The organism is Spirosoma knui, from assembly GCF_054780635.1.
This window is the reverse complement of sequence record NZ_BAAGVY010000002.1, coordinates 654,242-674,822: the sequence shown is the minus strand read 5'-3', so window position 1 is coordinate 674,822 and position 20,581 is coordinate 654,242. Positions and strand designations below refer to the sequence as shown.

13 protein-coding genes are annotated in these 20,581 nt (G+C 51.7%); 8 read left to right on the top strand and 5 right to left on the bottom strand.

Going from position 1 to position 20,581, the window contains the following annotated elements:
• Positions 1–111: 111 nt before the first annotated feature.
• The 8 genes from ACYVIY_RS07535 (at position 112) to ACYVIY_RS07500 (ending at position 11,850) form a co-directional block, all read left to right on the top strand.
• Positions 112–498 (top strand): hypothetical protein, encoded by a 387-nt coding sequence (locus ACYVIY_RS07535; protein ID WP_460975690.1) that lies wholly within the window; start codon positions 112–114, stop codon positions 496–498.
• Positions 499–510: 12 nt separating this feature from the next.
• Entirely contained in the window at positions 511–822 is a 312-nt protein-coding gene (locus ACYVIY_RS07530; RefSeq protein WP_460975689.1) for a hypothetical protein, read from the top strand.
• A 745-nt stretch (positions 823–1,567) separates the two neighbouring features.
• Positions 1,568–4,168 carry a T9SS type A sorting domain-containing protein gene (locus ACYVIY_RS07525; RefSeq protein WP_460975688.1) on the top strand — a complete coding sequence of 867 codons (2,601 nt, stop codon included), beginning with the start codon at positions 1,568–1,570 and terminating at the stop codon, positions 4,166–4,168.
• A gap of 698 nt (positions 4,169–4,866) precedes the next feature.
• A complete protein-coding gene (locus ACYVIY_RS07520; RefSeq protein WP_460975687.1) occupies positions 4,867–5,235 on the top strand; it encodes a DNA cytosine methyltransferase in 369 nt (122 codons plus the stop codon).
• A gap of 200 nt (positions 5,236–5,435) precedes the next feature.
• Positions 5,436–7,949 carry a hypothetical protein gene (locus ACYVIY_RS07515; RefSeq protein WP_460975686.1) on the top strand — a complete coding sequence of 838 codons (2,514 nt, stop codon included), beginning with the start codon at positions 5,436–5,438 and terminating at the stop codon, positions 7,947–7,949.
• A gap of 84 nt (positions 7,950–8,033) precedes the next feature.
• Positions 8,034–8,255 carry a hypothetical protein gene (locus ACYVIY_RS07510; RefSeq protein WP_460975685.1) on the top strand — a complete coding sequence of 74 codons (222 nt, stop codon included), beginning with the start codon at positions 8,034–8,036 and terminating at the stop codon, positions 8,253–8,255.
• A gap of 62 nt (positions 8,256–8,317) precedes the next feature.
• Positions 8,318–8,491, top strand: a complete 174-nt coding sequence (locus tag ACYVIY_RS07505; RefSeq protein WP_460975684.1) for a hypothetical protein — start codon at positions 8,318–8,320, stop codon at positions 8,489–8,491.
• A gap of 404 nt (positions 8,492–8,895) precedes the next feature.
• A complete protein-coding gene (locus tag ACYVIY_RS07500) occupies positions 8,896–11,850 on the top strand; it encodes a glycosyltransferase family 117 protein (protein ID WP_460975683.1) in 2,955 nt (984 codons plus the stop codon).
• A 280-nt stretch (positions 11,851–12,130) separates the two neighbouring features.
• Here ACYVIY_RS07500 and ACYVIY_RS07495 read toward each other — a convergent pair whose 3' ends face one another.
• From ACYVIY_RS07495 to ACYVIY_RS07475, 5 genes are all read right to left on the bottom strand, one after another.
• A complete protein-coding gene (locus ACYVIY_RS07495) occupies positions 12,131–13,594 on the bottom strand; it encodes an FAD-dependent oxidoreductase (protein WP_460975682.1) in 1,464 nt (487 codons plus the stop codon).
• Between the two features lie 30 nt (positions 13,595–13,624).
• Positions 13,625–15,061, bottom strand: a complete 1,437-nt coding sequence (locus ACYVIY_RS07490) for a RagB/SusD family nutrient uptake outer membrane protein (RefSeq protein ID WP_460975681.1) — start codon at positions 15,059–15,061, stop codon at positions 13,625–13,627.
• Between the two features lie 104 nt (positions 15,062–15,165).
• Positions 15,166–18,474, bottom strand: a complete 3,309-nt coding sequence (locus ACYVIY_RS07485) for a TonB-dependent receptor (protein ID WP_460975680.1) — start codon at positions 18,472–18,474, stop codon at positions 15,166–15,168.
• A 252-nt stretch (positions 18,475–18,726) separates the two neighbouring features.
• Positions 18,727–19,818: a FecR family protein gene (locus ACYVIY_RS07480; protein WP_460975679.1), complete on the bottom strand. Its 1,092-nt coding sequence runs from the start codon at positions 19,816–19,818 to the stop codon at positions 18,727–18,729.
• A gap of 12 nt (positions 19,819–19,830) precedes the next feature.
• Positions 19,831–20,472 carry an RNA polymerase sigma factor gene (locus ACYVIY_RS07475; protein ID WP_460975678.1) on the bottom strand — a complete coding sequence of 214 codons (642 nt, stop codon included), beginning with the start codon at positions 20,470–20,472 and terminating at the stop codon, positions 19,831–19,833.
• Positions 20,473–20,581 lie beyond the last annotated feature (109 nt).

The following is a 20,581-nucleotide window of genomic DNA, read 5'->3' as shown; positions in this document are numbered from 1 at the left end:
ACGATGTCTAGTAAAATTAGAATATATTTCAGCTTAAGTCTCCTTTTATTCTATATTTGTTTAGCCTTTAATAACTAATTCAGCTATAAAAGTTAAACAAAGAGATGGATTATGGACGGCCTTGCATCTTTTAACCAACCAGACGATCATCCGTTTCTTATCTTTGAAGAAGCGTTGGCAAACTGGGTAGACGCTGTTCGTGTGTTAACCCAGACCTATAACAACTTAACCCGGTATATCAACGACGTTGAGCAGTACCATTTCAATCAGCATAAAGCTTACCTGGGTCAGTGCCCCCTTGCTGAGCTCATACAACTGGCCCTGACCATACAAGCAGAACTCGAAAAATTAGTGGAGGATATAGACCTGTTACCCACGCCTAACTCTCGGAGCGGGTTAGCGTTAGGCAAAAAGCTTTGTGAACATACCCGGCATTTACATCGCTTAGCTCATAAAGCCCAGCTGCGTCTTGATTTAGTATCCTCTTCCGGCTGCTGATTACTCACGTACATGACAAACCTAAACCAGCCTTTTAACGACTTGTTGGAGGCTTATCTACTTAAAGTTGCGGATCAGGTCATCGAGCTAGCTTCTGAGCCGATGCAGGCGAAGCTGATTCAGCAGATTCTTCATGTTAATACCAGTTCAGCAGCAGTTAATCAGCTGCTGCCACAACCCATCAAAGAGTTGGCCAGCGAATGGCAGCAGCTACTGAGTGAACCGGTGGAATCAAGCTTAACTGACCAGCAACGATTAAAACGGGTTCTTATTCAACGCCTGCAATGGTATGATGAGTACCTGGCCGATCTGCTTAGCTCTTAGAATTTGTCCAGACCAGCAGCAAAGGCCTAACGGTACATCTGTCAGCAAGTCATCGAGACAAGCACTGCTGGAGTGAATCAAGCCTACGTTGATTGCACTCCAGCAGTGCTTGCCAACCAGTTTTGGTACAGGACAAGGCAGTTGACCAGCCAACTGACATAGCTAACCCGCGGGAGGCTCGACCAGTGGGCAATACAATACTTTTTAGTTTGGATATGGTCCCACCTCCAGCCCCTTTACAAAGCGGATTGTGACTGCGCTGGCGGACCAAAGTCTTCGGAGTCAGGCTCGCTGTTTTAACGCAGTTGAAGACGAAGCCGATTGAATAACAGAACTAATATAACTTGATTGCATAGACATTCAGGCTTGTAGGAACAGTTCGCCGTAGCGGTTGCCTTCACCAAGTTTATAGCAAAAAGCCCGACCCCAGACTTTCCAGACTGGTCGGGCTTTTTTCATGGATCACGAATCGAAATTTTGATTGAATATGCCGTCCAATTCAAAGGTAGCAAAACACATTAAGTAAAGTAAAACTTTAAGTCAGATAAGCCGTCAACTTGCCCTAAAATCCCCAGTCCCAGTGCAAAATGGAACATGTGTGCTAAAATTGGAACATGTGTGATAGACTTTGAGCTATCGGCCTGCCTAGATTTGCCCCATGACTTTTACCCATATAATGTCCATGAAACCAACTCTACTATCCAAGGCACGAAGGTGGCAAATTAGGCTGATAGCCCTGCTGTTTATGCCCCTGCTGTCTTCAATAGCCAGCGCCCAGTGTACTGATGTTACGTTAACCACCCAGGCGCAGGTTGATGCCTTTGCCCAATCCGGGTGTACAACCATCACCGGTGACTTAGTCATATCTGGCTCCAACATCACTAACCTGGACGGCTTGAGCAGTCTGACCCGTGTGACCGGTAACCTATACATTGAAGATAATCCCAACCTGACCAGCCTCGCGGGCTTACGTAAGCTCAAAGAAACGGGAAGCAGTATAAATATTTACCGCAATGAGGCACTGACTAGTCTGGACGGTTTGAGCGGACTAAGTAGCGTGGGTTATGAAGTATCAATCAGTTCAAATCCCGCCCTAACCAGTCTGACAGCCCTGAGCAGGCTCATCGAAATATCATTCAATTTAAACATCCGAAATAATGCCTCACTCACCAGTCTGGACGGCTTAGGTAAGGTTAATTCATTGCGGGGTAGCCTAAACATCAGCAGCAATGGGGCACTGACTAGTCTAGACGGCTTGAGCGGTCTGAGAACTGTGGGCACCGCTGTATCCATTCAAGACAACGCTGAACTCACTAACCTGGACGGCCTGAGCAATCTAGGTAGAGTGGACCGGGCTCTATCCATTGCCGACAATAACAAGCTTACCAGCATCGCTGGCTTAAGTGGGATTACTGGGGTTGACCGGGTCCTGGAAATCACCAACAATCCGGCTTTAAGTGTCTGTGCTATTACTTCTATCTGTAAGTTACTGACTAACCCACCAGAAGATATTACCATCTCCGGTAATGCATCTGGATGCAATTCCGTCTCAGAGATTCAAGCCAATTGCATAACCATTATTCAGCCACCGGCCAGTGCCTCGACGGTCTGCCAGGGCAGTTCAGTCACCACCTTTGTGGAGGCATCAGATAATGCACGCACCTACCAGTGGTATAAGGATAACGCCTTGCTGACCGCTCAGACCTCGGCTACCCTTACCCTGCCCAGCGCCCAGACCGCCGATGCAGGCACTTACTGGGTAGTCGTCAGCAACTTGACCACCAGTACCACCTCCCCTGTTTTCAACCTGAGCGTAAACCGCATCCCTCTCCTCAGCCTGAGTGCCAGTGGAACGCTGACCTGCGCCCAAACCAACGTAGAGCTTATCGCTTCGGGCGGGGACCAGGGAGCTAGCTACCGCTTTATTGGGCCGAACTTATCCGGTGAACCAACCTCCTCATCGGCCGTTTCTGTGTCCGCAACAGGTACCTACTCAGTCACGGTAACTAACCCAAGCGGATGCTCATCCATAGCAACGACTGAGGTTACTGACAACCTCGAAGCCGTAACGCTGTCCGTGGAACTGGGCAGTAGCTATCTGACCTGTAGCCAGCCCACGCTGCCCATCTCCTTTAGCTCAACGGGTACAATTACTATTGACGTACCACCCGGGGCTCCTAAAGTGATCTCAGGCAATCAGCTCATCGTCAGTGAGTCCGGCCTCTACAGCTTTACGGCTACCAACCCAGTTACGGGCTGCTACCAAAGTACGGGTGTGGAGATTCTTGCTGACAAAACGGCTCCCCAGAACCTGAGCCTGAGTGCCAGTGGTACGCTCACCTGCGCTGAACCCAACGTAACGCTGACGGCCACCGGCAATTCTACAGGTACACTTAGTTACAGTTTTGCGGGGCCAAGTTCATCGACCATTACCCAGCGTGGTAGTGCTTTGGCTAACGTCAACGGCCCTGGTACGTATACGGTGACGGTGAGTGGCACTAACGGTTGTTCAGCCACGGCCACAACCGAAGTGATAGGCAACACTGTACCACCCAGCGTCACACTGATCAACTCAGGTCCTTTGTCGTTCACCAACGCTAGTGTGACGCTCACGGCTACAGAAGGATCGGGTTACAGCTATACCTTTAGTCCAAACGCGGCTCAACAAGGCAGTAGCAATAGGGCTACGGTAAACACGGCGGGCGTCTACTCGGTGACGGTAACCCGGCAAGACAACGGATGTACGGTTATAGCGTCTACAACGGTAACAGGCGGCAACAACCCAACGGTGTGTAGAGGAGGTACAGCCGTGATCAACGTAGCGGTCGAAGGCGATCCGGTCAAGTATGAGTGGTACAAGAACAGTCTGACCAGCCCTAAGCTTATGGAGACGCCCCAACTCTTCCGGGGTACGGCTACCGCCAGCCTAACCTTGATCAACGCCCAGACCAACACGCAAGGCAACTTCTACCTGAAAGTCACCGACCGCTCAGGTACTGTCAGAATATACGGCCCGTATCGGTTAACCGTGGATGCTAACTGCCGGGCCAGAGAGATAGCACAGTTAGAAGTACCCTTGCAGGTGAAGTTAGCGCCCAATCCCATTCAGCAAGAGCGGCTGCGGGCGATTGTGCGGGGTGCTGAGGGACGTTCCTTGCAGGTCGAGTTAGTTGATTTAAGTGGTAAGCCGATACGTCAGCAGCGTTGGCAGCAGGCAGCTACTCAGCAGGTAATTGACTGGGATATGCAGAGCCAGAGTTCAGGTATGTATCTCTTACAGGTCGTGAGTGAAGGTAGCGCAGGTCTGCCCGCTCAGCGGCAGAGCCTGAAATTCGTGAAGCCGTAAATAAACTAGTTAGGCATATATACTAAAAGAGCCCGGACTTAACTGTTCGGGCTTTCTTTTTCAACTAGATCACAGAGTAGACCCGTTCACCTATTAATTGAAAAAATTCATCTTGTTAGTTGTGAAGCGCAGCCCAAAGACAGTGTAAATGACAAGGGCTAAGGTTTCATAAACCGCTTCAAAACGCTCCTGATGGTATACGCCTGTTCTATAGTCATGTATCCAGTCAGTAAGCGCATAACAATAACCGACAAAGCAGATAAAAGCCATTAGCCCTAAAAGAAATAGTAGTACTGGAGATTTCATGATTCTATTCTTCAACTGCTTAGACTACCAATACTCCAATCAAGCCGGAAAGGTTTATAAGTAGCTAGTTTCAGAGGAAAGTTGACTTTGATCTACGACGGGGATTTCCAATTTCTGTCCACACTATACGGAGCTATATCCAATAATGCAGTTAAGTCAGGATCGCTTCGAGCGGTTGTGTGCATTGGGGTTCCTTAAGAAACCCAGTCTGATCACTTTATTTTTTGAAGCGGGTCGCATTGACATTCGCGACGGGCCGACGTTTATCTCCCAATATACTAGCAACTGGACAGCTAAGCTAGCCAGCTTCTCAAACGTTGGGATAGTCCTTAACAGCCCATCGCTAACCATTACGACAGACCGACACTGGTGCTACTTGATAACAAGCGTACATGGTTGAATACGGCATTGTCGATATTCCGATGCGAATGCTCAAAGTGAAAGAACTCAAGCTAATTCAGGGCTTCCCGGCCAACTACGCGCTGTCAGGCACCCAGACGCACCAAAGGAAGTTTATCGGCAACTCAGTGGCGCCTGCTTACCCGAAAGCATGGATGCAGGCCATTGGCATGGCATTAACGAATTTATCTAATCCAGTACCTGTAGGATTCATCACTACCAACCACACGCCCCCTACTCGTATTTATAGCCGGTCTGAATTGCCTGCTAATTATTCAATTCATCCGTGGCCCGGTTACGTATCGACGAGCGGGGCCGGTGGCTGTCGCTGGCTCCTGTATCGGACTGCTGCTGATCATTAGTTTGCTAGTACGTAAATTACTCAGACAAGTATAAATTGACCCTTCGTAGCCCGACTCCTAGACCAGTCGGGCTTTTTCATGCCCTTACCCTCCGCTTAGTAACTATAAAAAGCTAATCATATTATATAACGTTAACCAATCTGATCTTTTAGTACATTTACATATTATATTATTTTCTGATTTTCAAATAACTGCGTTTCATGAAGCACCTGTTTACTCTTATCGTTTTGCTTACTGGCTTCTTGAGCGAATCAGTTCAGGCCCAGCGCTACACCCTGACGAATCAGGGAAACGGCAAACCGCCAATCATAACCACCGAAAATATCGATTCACCTTCCAGGTCAGGTGCCAGAGCGTTAGCCGATGAACAGTGCCTAACCATTACCTATAGTTTGCCGAGTCAAACTGTTTGTTCAGGATCTGGGCCCATTTTTAATAATATCATAGATTGGAGTAAAATCGGTGCATATTATGGCAGCGATCTCATAACGTTGGAACTCTCGGACGGGTCAGGGAATTTCAATAACGCCACACAGTTAGTAACGCCTGTATTAGATTTCATTTACCTATTGGAATACACAAATCTACCGGCTAATCTGCCTTATGGAACTAACTATAAATTTCGCCTTCGGGTCACTAACCGGTCCTGTGTGTCTAATGAAGTAGGGCCAATCACGATTGTCCCTGGAGTTTCGCAGGTTACATTGGCCAGCAGCGGCCCCTTAACCTGCGCCACTACCTCCGTTCAACTCCAGGCCAGAGGGGGGGTGGAAGGAGCCAGCTACCGGTTCACCGGACCGGGCTTATCAGGTCAACCTAGTTCTACGTCGGCGGTTTCGGTGACGGCATCAGGTGTCTATTCGGTGACCGTTACCAATTTGGGTGTCTGTTCATCCATAGCTACCACGGAGGTGAAAAGCCAAACTGCAGCCCCGCAGAACATAATACCTAACAGCAATAGCCCCCTGACCTGTAAGCAGACCAGCGTTCGGCTGACTGTACCTTCGGCGGGTAACAACGCCACCTATGCCTTCAGTGGTCCCTTCCCTGTCAGCCAGCCCACCGGTACCAGTAGCCACACGGCCACCGTCAGCAATCCCGGTGAGTATACCGTTCTAGTGACCAACGCTCAAGGCTGCACCGCCACAGCTACCACCTTGGTGGAGGTCAATACCGACCCACCACGCAACTTGAGCCTGAGTATGAGTAACGTACTCACCTGCGCTCAACCAACAGCGGTGCTGAATGCTTCTGCTAACGGCAGTCCCGAGTTTATCATCACCGGACCGAGTGGACAGAGCTATTCGGCTAATACGGCCACCATTAGTCAGCCCGGTGAGTACACCCTGACGGCTACCGGAGCCAATGGCTGTACAGCGGTCCAAACTACCACCGTGGAGAGCAACACAACCCCTCCTCAGAACGTGAGCTTAACCAACAATGGCCCCTTGACCTGCGCGCAGACCTCTGTTCAGCTGAGCGCATTCAGCAGCACCACTGGGGTTAGTTATGGCCTAGCCGGTCCAGAGGGCTATAGCGCCAGTGGACCAACGGTGAGTGCCAACCGTCCCGGTACCTACACCCTGACCGCAACTGGAGCCAATGGCTGCTCAGCGGTCCAAACTACCACTGTGGAGAGCAACACCTTAGCCCCTGCCGCTACGTTGAGCGTTTCGGGCACACTGACCTGCGCCAATCAGACGGTTCGCTTAAACTACACCTTCGGACCAGGTACGTTCGAGGTTCGCCGAGGTGACTTGCTACTGACTTCAGGTAGTGCAGCGACACCGGGTGGTGACAGTGAAGATATTTTTATTGGCGACCGAACGGGGGGGCAGATCATACTCACGGCTATTAACCCCATAAACGGCTGCTCAGCTACAGCTACCAGCACCATAGAGAGCAACACAACAGCCCCCCAAAATATCACTTTAACCAACAGCGGGCCTTTGTCCTTTACTAACGCCAGCGTTACCTTGACAGCAACGCCAGGAGCCAGTTACAGTTATAGCTTCAGTACTGGTGTTATCCAGCAGGGCAGTGGTAACACGGCTACCATAAACACGACGGGCGTTTACTCTGTGACTGTTACCCGACAAGACAACGGCTGTTCATCAATCGCTTCTACTACCGTATTCGGAGGTAACAACCCCACCGTGTGTAGAGGAGGAACAGCCGTGATCAGCGTTGCAGTGAGTGGCGCTCCGGTCAAATATGAGTGGTATAAGAACAGCCTGACCAGCCCCAAGCTCATGGAAACTCCGCAACTCTTTAGAGGCACGGCCACATCGAGCTTAGCTCTGATCAACACACAATCCAATACCCAGGGCAACTTCTATCTAAAAACGACCGATCAGGCGGGTGCTGTGACCATTTACGGCCCTTTCCGCTTGACAGTAGACGCGGGTTGCCGGGCCAGAGAGGTGGCTCAGCTGGAAACACCTTTGCAGGTTCAGCTAGCCCCAAACCCGATTCAGCAGGATCGACTACGGGCAGTGGTAAGTGGTGCTGAGGGACGTTCCTTGCAGGTAGAGCTGGTTGATCCAGGCGGAAAGCCAATACGTCAACAGCGTTGGCAGCAGGCAAATACTCAACAGGTAATTGACTGGGATTTGCAGTCGCAAAGCTCAGGTCTGTATCTCCTGCAGGTCGTCAGTGAAGCCGGTAACGGAGTACCTGCTCAGCGGCAGAGCGTTAAAGTTATCAAGCCGTAAAGAGTTAGTTTTTCGAGTAAAAAGCCCGGCTACAGACGTCGGGCTTTTTTGATATATTTAAGGTAAACAAGCAACGCGTTAAACATGGACAAGAAGCCCTACGTAGTATTAATGGGAGAAACAATTGGTGAAATTGAAGAGAAGGTGGCCCATGCACTCGACAACGGCTATATTCTGGCAGGTGGAATCGGCTTTAATCCGCATGAGATGGTATACATCCAGGCGGTTCATTTTATCAAGATCAAACAGGAAGAGGTAGCTGAGAGCGAATCGGTTGCTTACATCAAAGGAGATATGTTCGCCTAGCCGCAGGCGTTGAAAGCACTAAGAGCCCGGTTATAACCGGGCTCTTAGTGCTTTCAACGTGTATGAATACAGACGACTCAACGTATCAACCCCACCGGCTTCATCCCACCCGCGACCGGTACGAGCGGTTGCGTAAACTTGGCTTCGTGGAAGAACCTAGTTTGACCGACCTGTTTTTTTGGGGCTGGCCAGATCAGCTCGTTCGACCGGCCGACCCTTATAGCCGAATACAATGACAACTGGACAGCTTGGCTGGCCACCTCCCAGCCTGCCCTTCACGATGACCCATTTACCACGCAGGCGAATACGGCCCACAACGCGATGGCGGATCTCTTAATTCATCTACTGGAAGCGGCTCAGCAGCCAAGAGCGGTGCTGCCAAGCACCTAAATTCGTGGCCCTACTTTTTGAAAAGGGACGCCTGAATGACTCGTTTTAATTGGATGCTGACTAGGGGCAAACGATTGAGCAACCATTAAAAAAACCGCACCTGTCTATTCCGGAGTAAGTCGGGTATACTCTGCCCAGGTTAGACCTTAACAAACTTTAACAGCCTCCTCCCACCCGGTACGGGCTTTATTTTGCTAAATTTGGGCAGTGTTTACACAAAAAGTAGCTTTCGTTTAACTGTTTTATCTGTATGCAATCATTCCGACGCCTGAACACCATCACAGGCTGGGTTACGTTTGTCGTCGCGCTGTTCACCTACGCGATGACCGTTGAACGTACGGCCAGTTTCTGGGATTGTGGCGAGTTCATTGCGTGTTCGTTTAAACTTCAGGTGCCCCACCCACCCGGTGCGCCGTTCTTTCTGTTGCTGGGTCGGCTCTTTTCGATGCTGTCGTTTGGCGATCTGACCAGCGTAGCGTATTGGGTAAACATGGCCTCGGTGTTAGCCAGCGCCTTCACGATCCTGTTCCTGTTCTGGACCATCACCATGCTGGCGCAGAAGCTGCTGAACAAAGCCGAGCAGGATTATTCCACCGCCGATACGTTGCTCGTGATCGGTACCGGGCTGCTTGGAGCGCTCGCCTATACCTTTTCCGATACGTTCTGGTTTTCGGCCGTCGAAGCCGAAGTATACGGCATGTCGTCGTTCTTCACGGCGATCGTCGTGTGGGCCGCTTTCCGCTGGGAACGTATCAACGACGAAGCAGCCGCCAATCGCTGGCTGATCTTCATCGCTTACCTGACGGGGCTATCGATCGGTGTTCACTTGCTGAACCTGGTTACGCTGCCTGCTTTGGCCCTGATTTATTACTTCAAGAAAACAGCGAAACCGACCTTCTGGGGCGGTGCTGCGGCCTTTGGAGTTGGTCTGGTCATCCTCGGCATCATCAACTCGGGTATTATTCCGGGTCTGCCGGGTATGGCTTTCGTGGTAGAGCGGTTCTTCGTGAATACGCTTGGGCTACCTTTCAACTCGGGCATGATTTTCTTCGTGGTCGTGTTCCTGGGCTCTATTGTCTATGGTATTATCTGGTCGGTTCGCAAGCAGCGGGCTGTTCTGAACACCTCCCTGCTCGCGCTGGCGTTCGTTTTGATTGGCTACGCGTCGTATATGCAGGTGCTGGTACGGGCCGATTTCAATCCGCCGATTAATGAAAACGATCCCAGTGATGCGCTGAACTTCCTGTCGTACCTGCGTCGGGAGCAGTACGGTAGCCGCTCGCTGCTCTATGGTCCCGTCTTTACGTCCCGGCCAGTCGACCAGAAGCGTGGGGCCCCCATGTGGAAAAAAGAAGGCAACAAATACGTTATTTTCGATTACCAGCCCGAATACGTCTATTCACCGGGCGACGAGATGCTCTTTCCGCGCGTCTACAGCAGCCAGCAAAATCACCCGCAGTTATACCGCCAGATGCTGGGTCTTGCTGAAGGGCAGAAACCCACGATGGGCGACAACCTGAAGTTCCTGTTCAGCTACCAGCTGGGTCACATGTGGTGGCGCTATTTTATGTGGAATTTTGCGGGTCGGGAGAGCGACGAAGAAGGAGCTGGTTATCTGCTGCCCTGGTCGTCGGATCAAAACGTACCAGACCTGCTGAAGACCAACAAAGCCCGCGACAACTTTTACATGCTGCCGTTTATTCTGGGCTTGTTCGGCATCGTCTTCCAGTATTACCGGGGCCGTCGCGATTTCCTAATTGTTGGCCTGCTGTTCCTGTTCACGGGTATTGCCCTGCAGGTGTTCCTGAACTCCCCTCCTTCGGAGCCGCGCGAACGGGATTATATCTACGTCGGCTCGTTCTATTTCTTCGCGATCTGGCTGGGGCTGGGCGCAATGGCAATCGCCGAAGGATTACGGAATACGCTCAAATCCGATACGACCCGTAACGGCCTGGTCGTCGGCCTATCGTTGCTGGTACCGGTTATGATGGGAGCCAAAAGCTGGGACAATCACAACCGGGACAACCGCTACCAATCCGTCGACTTTGCCAAGAACTTATTGAATTCCTGCGCGCCGAACGCGGTTCTGTTTACGGGTGGTGATAACGATACGTTCCCACTCTGGTACGTCCAGGAGGTCGAAGGATTCCGGCGCGATGTGCGGGTGTGTAACCTCAGTTTGCTGGGTACCGAATGGTATATTCAGCAAATGAAACGCAAGACGTACGAATCCGACGCGCTGCCGATCTCGCTGGAGATGGAAAACTTCAACAAGGGCAAGAACGACATTGTGCCTTTCTACGAAGTGCCGGGCGTAAAAGATGGTATCGATCTGAAACAGTACATCAGCCTGATCAAGTCCAGCAGCCCCGCCGTTCAGGTACCGCTCACCAACGGTGACATGACGAGTGTGCTTCCGTCGTCGGTGCTGTTCCTGCCCATCGACAAGGGTGCCATCGATAAGGCGAAGTTTGTACCGGCCATGCTACGTCCGCTGATGAAGGATACGCTACAGTGGACGATCGGCAAGAAAGACCTGTACAAGCCTGACCTGATCATGCTCGACATCATCGCGACCAACAACTGGCAGCGTCCGATCTATTTCTCGAGCACCCTGGCCAGCGACAATTACCTGAATCTGAAAAACTACATGCAGCTGGAAGGCTACGCGTATCGGCTGATGCCGGTAGCGGTGCCAGGTGCCACCGACGGGTACGTCAATTCGGATATCATGTACACGAACATGACCAAGAAAACCTTCTGGCGTCAGTTTGACAACCCGGATGTGTATTACGACGAAACCTACAAAGGACCGCCGGTCATCTCAGCCCGCATTGCCTTCTTCCGGCTGGCCGATCAGTTCATCCGCGAAGGCAACATGGCTAAAGCCCGCGACGTACTGAACTACTCGCTGAAGGTGATCCCGGACAAGAGCATTCCGTTCGACCAGATTTCGTCGAACTACGTACGCTTCCTGTTCGAAGTTGGCGATGCCAAGAAAGCCCTCGAAATTGCGGATACCATGGCCGGGCGGGCCGACCAGAACCTGAGCTACGCGAAGAGTGGTCAGGGACGTTTTGGTAACCCCGATGCGGACCTGTACATCCTGCAAACCATCGTGGAAGCTTGTAAGGAAGCCAAGCAAACGGCAGCCGCCAATAAGTACGAGGCTATCTTCCAGAAGCACATCAACGCGTTCAGCTAGTGCTTTCTGACATAAGCAGCAACACAAAAGCCCGGCGAAACCGGGCTTTTGTGTTGCTGCTCAATTACCGGGAATCCCGAGTTTGTACCCTTTTGAGGTAGATGCTGTGTACTTCCTAGGCTTCCTTCCCCAAACGCTTAATTATCTACCCCTCCCAACCTCCCCTACAAGGGGAGGAGCAGAACTTGCCGGTTAAAACTCCTCTCCTTGTAGGGGAGGCTGGGAGGGGTACAACAGCGGCTTGCTGGGGTCGCCAGCTTTTATCCATAATTGACGTTATCTACGCTTCGCGCATGCCTAACTTTGTTAATAGCTGTGATGCGTCGCTCCAGGCTACTTCATGTGGGGGCTTATTGGTCTTAGCGGCAATCGACGCTACGGCTCCGGCGGCTTCGCCCATCGCTACAGCATTGCCGGTGACCCGGTAGCTCGCGTGCGCCACAAAATCACCGCTGATGCACCGCCCCGCCATCATCAGCCCATCGACGTCTTTGGCGATCAGGGCACGTAGCGGAATATCGTAAGGAATCATTTTGATGCCACCCCGGCTAATGGTTTCGACCTCATTACTTTTTCGGTCGGCGGCATGGATGTCAACACCAAATGTCGGACGAACCACTGCATCGTCGTGACGAATACCAACGACCAGATCTTCTTTTTTAACCGTGTACCGCCCCGCTATCCGACGGCCATCGCGAATACCAATCTGTTCGGGTGTAGCCACGATCTGCATGCCTTCCCAGGGGCCGCCTAACTTGTTCAGACCACGCACAATGTTGTAGACCTCGGCCCGCGCCCGAACGGTGGCTTCAGTCAACTCGTCGGCGTCGAAGGCTTTGATGTTGTATTCGTGGTTGACCATAATCATGACCAGATTATCCCGAATCAGGAACAGCGTGGGCATGCCGTACGAAGGCGTAATACCCGCCCTGGCAATCTCTTTCTTGAAGGCTTCGACCGCCGGAACGTGCCAGTTTTTCTTATCGCCGTCGTTGGTATAGAACGAGATGAACTGCTTCAGGGCCGCCGGGTCTTTCACGACCGCCAACGTATTGAGTGTCAGCGGCTGACAGGGACACGTATCCCCTCCCCTTCCAATTTCCCACGCGTTTCCTGCCTGTGCGCCCAGATCACCGTCGCCCGTCGCGTCGATAAACACTTTGGCTTTCCAGGCTTCGCGGCCCGACTTGGAATCGGTAACAACGGTAGTGAGTTGTTTTTTGTCTTTATAAGCGGCTGATACGCGCGTGTGGAGCCGGAATTTTACGCCTGCTTCGGCGCACATTTCCTCCAGCAGCAGCTTCATTTCGTCGGGGTGGTAGACAAACTGGTCGGCGATTTTGTTACGTCGGGCGTCGCGTTCGTCCAGCTTTGCTTTAATTTCCCGAGTCAGGCCGGGTTTGTTGAAGTCGAAAATATAGGTCAGTAATCCAGCCGTCCAGACGCCCCCCAGACAGCCGTGGATTTCAAGCAGCTGCGTTTTTGCCCCGGCACGAGCGGCCGTGATAGCCGCCGATACGCCCGCCGGACCCGCTCCGCACACCACGACGTCGAATTCGCCTTTTATGGGCACGTTACGGGCCGGTTCTTTAAACTCATCAGCCGCCCTCGTTGCCGCTTCGGCATCCGACGACAGGGGAGGTAACGTAGCGGCACCAGCTCCCGCCAGGGCCGAGTGAAGGAATTTCCGGCGGTTCAGGCTGAACATGGCCGATAGCTTATCTTGATTCTCAGATGACTCCATGGTCAAAATGGGTTGATACGTTATAAAAGATTAATAGCCGGGGTTTTGGTCTTTCACGGCGTCGATCGCGGTGTTGTAGCCTAATTCCGAAACCGGAAGCGGCCAGAGGAAGGCTTTATCGGCAATCGTAACATTTTTTACAGCCTTGATAATCTCTTTGGCTTTGCCCGTACGTTTCAGTTCTAGCCAGCGTTTGCCTTCGTACTGAAACTCGTAGCCGCGCTCTTTAATGACCAGATCCACGAACGTAGTGGCGTTGTAATCGGCCAGTTTAACATCGATATCGGAGGGAGCGACCGGGTTTTTGCCGTACGCCCGGCGACGCACCTGATTCAGGGCTTCAACTGCTTCGGCCGTGGGGCCATTGGCCGCCCGGCTGGCCGCTTCGGCGTATAGCAACAAGACATCGGAGTAACGGTACCAGGGGGCGTCGTTGGCTGATCCGGAGCCAATGGCTTCAGGGTCGATAAACTTCTTGCTCAGCAACGATGTACTGCCAATACCGATATTCCAGATGTACCAGAGTCCTTTCCGAAGGTCTTTATCGTCCCAGCTTTTATACACGGGATTATTCGTATCGCTATGGTGCCCGTAAACGCCCCCGCCCCCGTGCAGTTTCGTACCGGGGTGGTTGGTTAGCCAGGGCCACAGATTCCCCTGATTCGCCTGCCGTGAAAACTTCAGGTAGAAAACCTCTTCGGGCGTGGTGATAACGGCTGGCCCAAAAATCTTCTGAAAATCATCCGTAGTAGCGACGGGCACCAGCGAATACTTTTTCGATTTGATCACCTCGTCCGACTTATCCCGCGTTTCGGCGAACTGGCCCAATTGCAGATACACATCGGCCAGCATCGTTTTGGCCGCCCATTTGGTGGGGTGACCCGACTGGGCGACCTGGTCGGGGAGATTCACTTCGGCGTCTTTCAGGTCAGCCAGAATCAGCGCATACACCTCATCGACAGAACTTCGCTTGGCACCAATCTCCGTCATGTTAGCTTCGGTACGCAGCGGCACCGCACCCCAGTTCCGAACCAGGTGGAAATAACTGAACGCCCGCAGAAACTTCGCTTCCGCTACGTATTTCTTTAGGTCGGCCTGACTGACGGATTTGCCATTGGGTGCGTTTTTTATCACCAGATTCGCGTTCCGGATGCTTAGGTAAAAAGCCTCCCACGTACCTGACGTACGGCTAATGTTGACGTTGTCCAGCCCGGCAAAATTATTCAACACGCCATAACTGCCCCGGCCATAGGCATAGTCGATATGAGCTTCCATCACGGCAACGTAAACACCCATGCCGCTGGTATTGCTGCTACGTAAGGGCATATAAATCGCGTTCACGGCCGATTCAACCTCCGCCGACGTATTGTAAAACGTTTCGACAGCCAGGGATTTGGTTTCTTCTTCCAGCACATCCTCACAGGATGTCAACGCCAGAACTGAGAGTAGGAATAGTATCTTTTTCATGTTTCTAAAGAGTGAGAGAGTAAAAGAATGTTTGTGGAGATGAGCGGGGATGCCCCGAAAGGTATTCGCTCATTCACCGCCACGGTGGACCGTTCTTTCACTCATTAAAACCCCGCCCGGATGCCGAACGTAATGGCTTTAGAGGTTGGATAACTGAACTGATCGAAACCTTGTGAGGTGGAGTTTGCCCCGCCGTTTGAGTTTACTTCGGGGTCCCACCAGGAGTATTTGGTTAGTGTCAGCAGGTTTTGCCCACTGGCATATAGCTGTACCGTCCTCGCCCACGTAACGCCCCATTGCTGAAGCGGCAGATTGTACGCTAACTGAATGTTTTTCAGGCGCATGAACGAGCCGTCTTCCACAAATCGATCCGATACGTTGATGCGGTTTTTGTTGCTGATCAGCGGGTACTTCGCCGTTTTGTTGGTTGGCGTCCAGTGATCCAGGAATACCTCGCGAGGCATGTTCAGGCCGTTGTTGTAATCGACCGTATTGTTGATCGAGCTGGTGTTCAGGATGTCGTTGCCCTGGCTCCCCTGCAGGAAAATTGTCAGGCTCAGGCCTTTGTACGACACCGTCGAGTTAAAGCCGTAAATGAAGTTCGGGTTCGGGTCACCGATGTAGGTTTTGTCCAGGGTGTTCACGGCCCCATCGCCGTTAATGTCTTTGTATTTCACCAGCCCCTGCTCAGTATACCCATCCTCGATATACCCCCAGAAGCGGCCAATCGGCTGGCCTTCGCGCAGAATATTCCGGTAATCGGTAATGGTATTAATGTCGATGTACCCGCCCAGGATGTCCTGTCCGCCATATAGTTTCATTACTTTGTTGCGGTTGAAGGCAATGTTGGCGTTAATATCCCATTTCACCGCCCCTGTCGTTAGGTTCGAATTGACCCCAAACTCAAACCCTTTGTTCTGCACCTCGCCCACGTTCTGAATGGTATTCACGAACCCCAGCGATGAAGGCAGCGACACGGTATTCAGCAGATCGCGGGTGTTTTTGATGTAATAATCAGCCGTAATGAACAGGCGGTTCTGCAAAATGGCCAGGTCAACGCCAATGTCGGTTTGTTCGGTCGTTTCCCATTTCAGATTGCCGGGCAGCACGGTTCCGGGAGCGTAGGTCGTGTACAAGGCATCGTCGAAGATGGTTTTGCCCGAAAAAAGCTGGTTCAACGTAGCGTAGGCACCAATGGCCTGACTGCCCGTTTGCCCCCAGCTCGCCCGAAGTTTCAGGTCCGAAATAAAGGTGTTGTCTTTCAGAAAATCTTCGTTCGAAATCCGCCAGGCCAGAGCCGCCGACGGGAAATAGCCCCATTTGTTGCCCTTACTGTATTTCGACGAACCATCGACCCGGAAGCTGGCCGTGGCCAGGTATTTACTGGCGTAGGAATAATTCACCCGGCCCAGGTACGACAACAAGGTCGACTTGGAAAAGCCCGACGTGGGAATGCCGGGCGTAGCAGCGGCCGACAAATCAAAGGTTTCGCTGGTGTTGCTCAGATAGCCGACCCCACTGCCGTCCAGCGACGTCGTAACGAAGTCCTGATACGTGAATCCGGCAACGGCCGCAATCGAGTGTTTCTGGCGAAGGGTTTTGTTATAACTGACCGTATTCTCGCTCAACAAGCTTGTAAACTGCGACGTACTGACGCTGGCGCTACCCTGATTGTTGACGAACTGATTGGTGGTATAGGAATCGCTTCGGTCGTCCGAATTCTCCACACCCCCCGAAAATTTAAAGGTTAACTCAGGAGTCGGATTATACGAAACAGCCGCGTTGGTCAGTACCCGATTGGAGTTGGACAACGCCTGCTGTTCATTCAGAAAATTGATGGGATTGATAAGTTGGGCGTTGATAAACGCATAGGCCGTTCCGAAAACCCGGTATGTACCGTCGTCGTTATAGGGTGTCAGAATGGGCGGAGCCGAAATAGCCCCGGCAATGAGCGATCCGCCCCGGTTGCCGCCCTGACTATTGCGTGCGTTGCTTTTAATTTTAGACAACGTATTGTTCAGGCTGACGCTCAGCTTACGGCTAATGGCGTGGTTGATGTTGGTCCGCAATGAATAGCGGTTGTAATCGCTGCCGCGAATGATGCCATCCTGATTGAACGTACTGCCCGATACTGAAAACTGGGTTTTGTCGTTACCACCGCTTACGTTCAGCGACAGCGTTTTCATAGGCGCTTTCTGAAACACAAAATTCTGCCAGTCTAAACCCGCCCCAAACGCATTGACCTGATCCTGGGTAAAATAGGGTTTCAAACCATCGTTGGCAGCCTGCTCGTTGTAGAATTGGGCGTACTCGGTGGCGTTCATCAGATCGAGTCGTCTACGGAGCGACTGGGTGCTGTAGCTGGTTTCAAGATCGACATTGGTCCGGCCCGATTTGCCCCGTTTGGTCGTAATAAGAACGACCCCATTGGCACCACGCGACCCATAAATGGCCGTCGCCGACGCATCTTTCAGAATCTCGATGTTTTCAATGTCGGCGTTGTTGAGGACGTTCGGATTACTGCCCGACAGCGGAAACCCATCCACTACGTAAAGCGGCTCGTTGCTTCCCTGGATGGAGTTCGTGCCCCGAATCCGGACGCTGACCGGCGCACCGGGTGCGCCGGTATTCTGCAGCACCTGCACGCCAGCCGCCCGACCCGACAGCGCCTGCAAAACGTTGGTAGCCGGGTAGGCATTCAAATCTTTGGACTTCACCTGCGCCAGCGAACCAGTCAGATCACTTTTCTTCACCGTTCCATACCCAACCACGACAACCTCATCCAGCGATTTGTCATCAGGAGCCAACTGAACATCAACGGATGATCGGTTTCCAACAGCCACTTCCTGATTGACGTAGCCCACAAAGGAAAACACCAGCGTAGTCGCCGAACCATTGTCGTCGGGGATGCTCAACCGGTATTTCCCATCGGCATCGGTCGAGGTGCCGCGCGTGGTATTTTTAACCACGACGCTCACACCGGGCAGGCCTTCGCCAGTTTCACTTTTTACCGTACCCGTAATCAGCCGATCGACCTGAATGGGGGTTACCCGGTGGGCATCTTCGAGCTTTTCGGATTGCTCGACACGTAACGTCTCGGGACTCAACACGATCTGCCGCCCTACCACCTCATACTGTAAACGTAGTGGCCTGAGCGCTTTGTCGAGGACATCCCGCAGGGATTCGTTCGTGACAACAACGGTAATTTTCAGGTCGACAGGAATTTCCCGAGGACGAAACGCAAAGCGAATATTGGTCTGTGTTTCAATCTCTTTCAGGACTTTCCGCAAGCCCTGATTTTCGAGCCGGATGCTTACCCGCTTGTCCAGTAATTCCTGGGCACCGGCATCGTGGGCCAGCGTTACACCCGTGAAAATCACCGCCAGAAATACCTGAAACAACGTAAGTTTCATGAGGTAAAGGAGGGTTTGGTAGGGTAATGGGTTTTTCATTACTTTGATCAGTTTTTGTTTATGAAAGGACAAAAACCCCCTGTGCATCCGAAAAATCGAATGCCTGCGGACTAACCAACGTAAAAAGGGGAGTGTGACATCCATAGTGTTGCGAGCACTATGGATGTTTTTTTGTGGGGAATCTTACGGGTTTCTCATAGAGTAGGTCAGGTTATAGAGACGGTTTTTTTGAGGGTTTAGAATAAGCATTATTTAGGACAGCTTTTGCTTAGGACAGCCTCTGCTGTAGATAACAATCTGAGCATTGATGACCTTATACGTAGCGTCCAGCACTTTGCAGATGACATCCAGCTTCTGAAAAAGATCTTCCTGATCGAGGCTCAGCGTCAGCGTACAGTACTGCATCACTTCTTCGTCGTAGATCACATCGACTCCATACGCCTTTTCAATCGCATCGAAGACGCTCGACACGGACGCATCGTCGAACTCAAACGACTGCACTTCTTTGGGTGGAAGTACCAGCCGGGGACTTTCGACCAAGGTTTTGTTCAGTGTAGCCATCTCGCGCTGAAAAACCGCTTCCTGATTGGGGACCAGCACCATTCCTTTCGATTCGGGGTCATGGCCCCGGCCCGACCCATTCGGATACACCGAAACGCGGCCGGTACGTACGGTTACGGTAACCGTTGGCGAATCCGTCAGCGCCCTGACCCGAAAGCTGGTGCCCAGCACTTTGGTTATCAGTCCGTTGGCGTAAACAATAAACGGCTTTTGCGGATTTTTTTTGACCGTAAAAAACGCATCCCCCGTCAACGTCACCTCGCGCAGTGGTCCGTTCATTTCTTTCCGGTAGCGCAACCGGCTGCCCCGCTGTAAGTCGACCCGGCTTCCATCGGGTAGCTGTACCTGCATGACTTCACTGGCTTCATTGAGCGTTTCGACCCAGCCGTTACGGGACTGATTTGGCGTTAATACGCTAGAAAAAGGCGTCTCTAACCGGTTATATCCCAGCCAGCCAGCGCCGAAAACCAGCAGGAACATGGCGGCAATGGCCCAGACCTGCCGCCAGTGTATTTGTCGGACCAGCGAAACGGGACGGGTCTGTTCGAGAGTATTCTGTATTCGATCCCAGATGACATCGACTGCATCTGTGGAAACCGGTTGCTGAATCATGTGTAAACCCACGACCAGCCGACGGGCTTCTTTGACCTGATAGTATCGTTCGGGGTAATCGGTTAAAAAGTCGCGCCAGAAGGTTTCCGTTTCCGGCGATGGCGCACAGACCCACTCTTTAAAGTAGTCGTCGGCGGCTAGGTCTTCAGCACTAAATTGATAATAATTCATGGTTGTATCCGTCTAAAGAATTTCGGCTAATCCGATCCACACCAGTGACACGGAAAAAATCCGAACGACCTCACGAAGCGTTTTCAGGGCTGAGTAAATAAACCGGCAGGCTGATTGGTAGTTGATGCCCATAATCTGGGCAATTTCTTCGTTGCTGAAATGCTGGTAGAACCGCAGGTTCAGCGCTTCCTGCTGACGCGGGGTAAGCAGCGCGTAACTTTTATGAAGCTGTTGATAGACCTGCTCAAGTTCTTCGCGTTCAATCAGATTCCGTTCGATGACAAAATCGTCGGAAGGCGTCGGCACCGAATCGATGGTGGAGGACTGAAAGAACGGGTCGCGGCTACGAGCTCGGCTAATCTTATTCCGCAACGAGCGGAACAGGTAAAATTTAATGGAATCGGTATCGCTCAGATTGGCGCGGCTCTGCCATAACTCAATAAACAGGTCGTGAATACTGTCTTCGATGAGCAGCCTATCGGTGGTAACCTTGTACCCGTAGTGTAGCAGATCGTGGGTGTACAGCCGGTAAATCTGCTGAAAAGCCGCTTGGTCACCCTGACGAAAGGCGTGCCATAATTCATTAGGAGGCAGATTTGGCAGCACGGCGAACGAGTTTAGTACGGTAAAGATCCTGTCGTTTGAGAGGAGCATTTATGTACTAATGCCGGACTTATTAGATTTTAATCCTATTTTTTAAAAAAATATTTTTACTACGTCGAAAAACTGGTTTTCTTAATTACAACGTATCGCTATCATCTTT

Bases quoted from the DNA above. Each gene is read 5' to 3' on its own strand.
- ACYVIY_RS07535 (WP_460975690.1), top strand. From the start codon at position 112: ATGGACGGCCTTGCATCTTTTAACCAACCAGACGATCATCCGTTTCTT.
- ACYVIY_RS07530 (WP_460975689.1), top strand. From the start codon at position 511: ATGACAAACCTAAACCAGCCTTTTAACGACTTGTTGGAGGCTTATCTA.
- ACYVIY_RS07525 (WP_460975688.1), top strand. From the start codon at position 1,568: ATGCCCCTGCTGTCTTCAATAGCCAGCGCCCAGTGTACTGATGTTACG.
- ACYVIY_RS07520 (WP_460975687.1), top strand. From the start codon at position 4,867: ATGGTTGAATACGGCATTGTCGATATTCCGATGCGAATGCTCAAAGTG.
- ACYVIY_RS07515 (WP_460975686.1), top strand. From the start codon at position 5,436: ATGAAGCACCTGTTTACTCTTATCGTTTTGCTTACTGGCTTCTTGAGC.
- ACYVIY_RS07510 (WP_460975685.1), top strand. From the start codon at position 8,034: ATGGACAAGAAGCCCTACGTAGTATTAATGGGAGAAACAATTGGTGAA.
- ACYVIY_RS07505 (WP_460975684.1), top strand. From the start codon at position 8,318: ATGAATACAGACGACTCAACGTATCAACCCCACCGGCTTCATCCCACC.
- ACYVIY_RS07500 (WP_460975683.1), top strand. From the start codon at position 8,896: ATGCAATCATTCCGACGCCTGAACACCATCACAGGCTGGGTTACGTTT.
- ACYVIY_RS07495 (WP_460975682.1), bottom strand. From the start codon at position 13,594: ATGGAGTCATCTGAGAATCAAGATAAGCTATCGGCCATGTTCAGCCTG.
- ACYVIY_RS07490 (WP_460975681.1), bottom strand. From the start codon at position 15,061: ATGAAAAAGATACTATTCCTACTCTCAGTTCTGGCGTTGACATCCTGT.
- ACYVIY_RS07485 (WP_460975680.1), bottom strand. From the start codon at position 18,474: ATGAAACTTACGTTGTTTCAGGTATTTCTGGCGGTGATTTTCACGGGT.
- ACYVIY_RS07480 (WP_460975679.1), bottom strand. From the start codon at position 19,818: ATGAATTATTATCAATTTAGTGCTGAAGACCTAGCCGCCGACGACTAC.
- ACYVIY_RS07475 (WP_460975678.1), bottom strand. From the start codon at position 20,472: ATGCTCCTCTCAAACGACAGGATCTTTACCGTACTAAACTCGTTCGCC.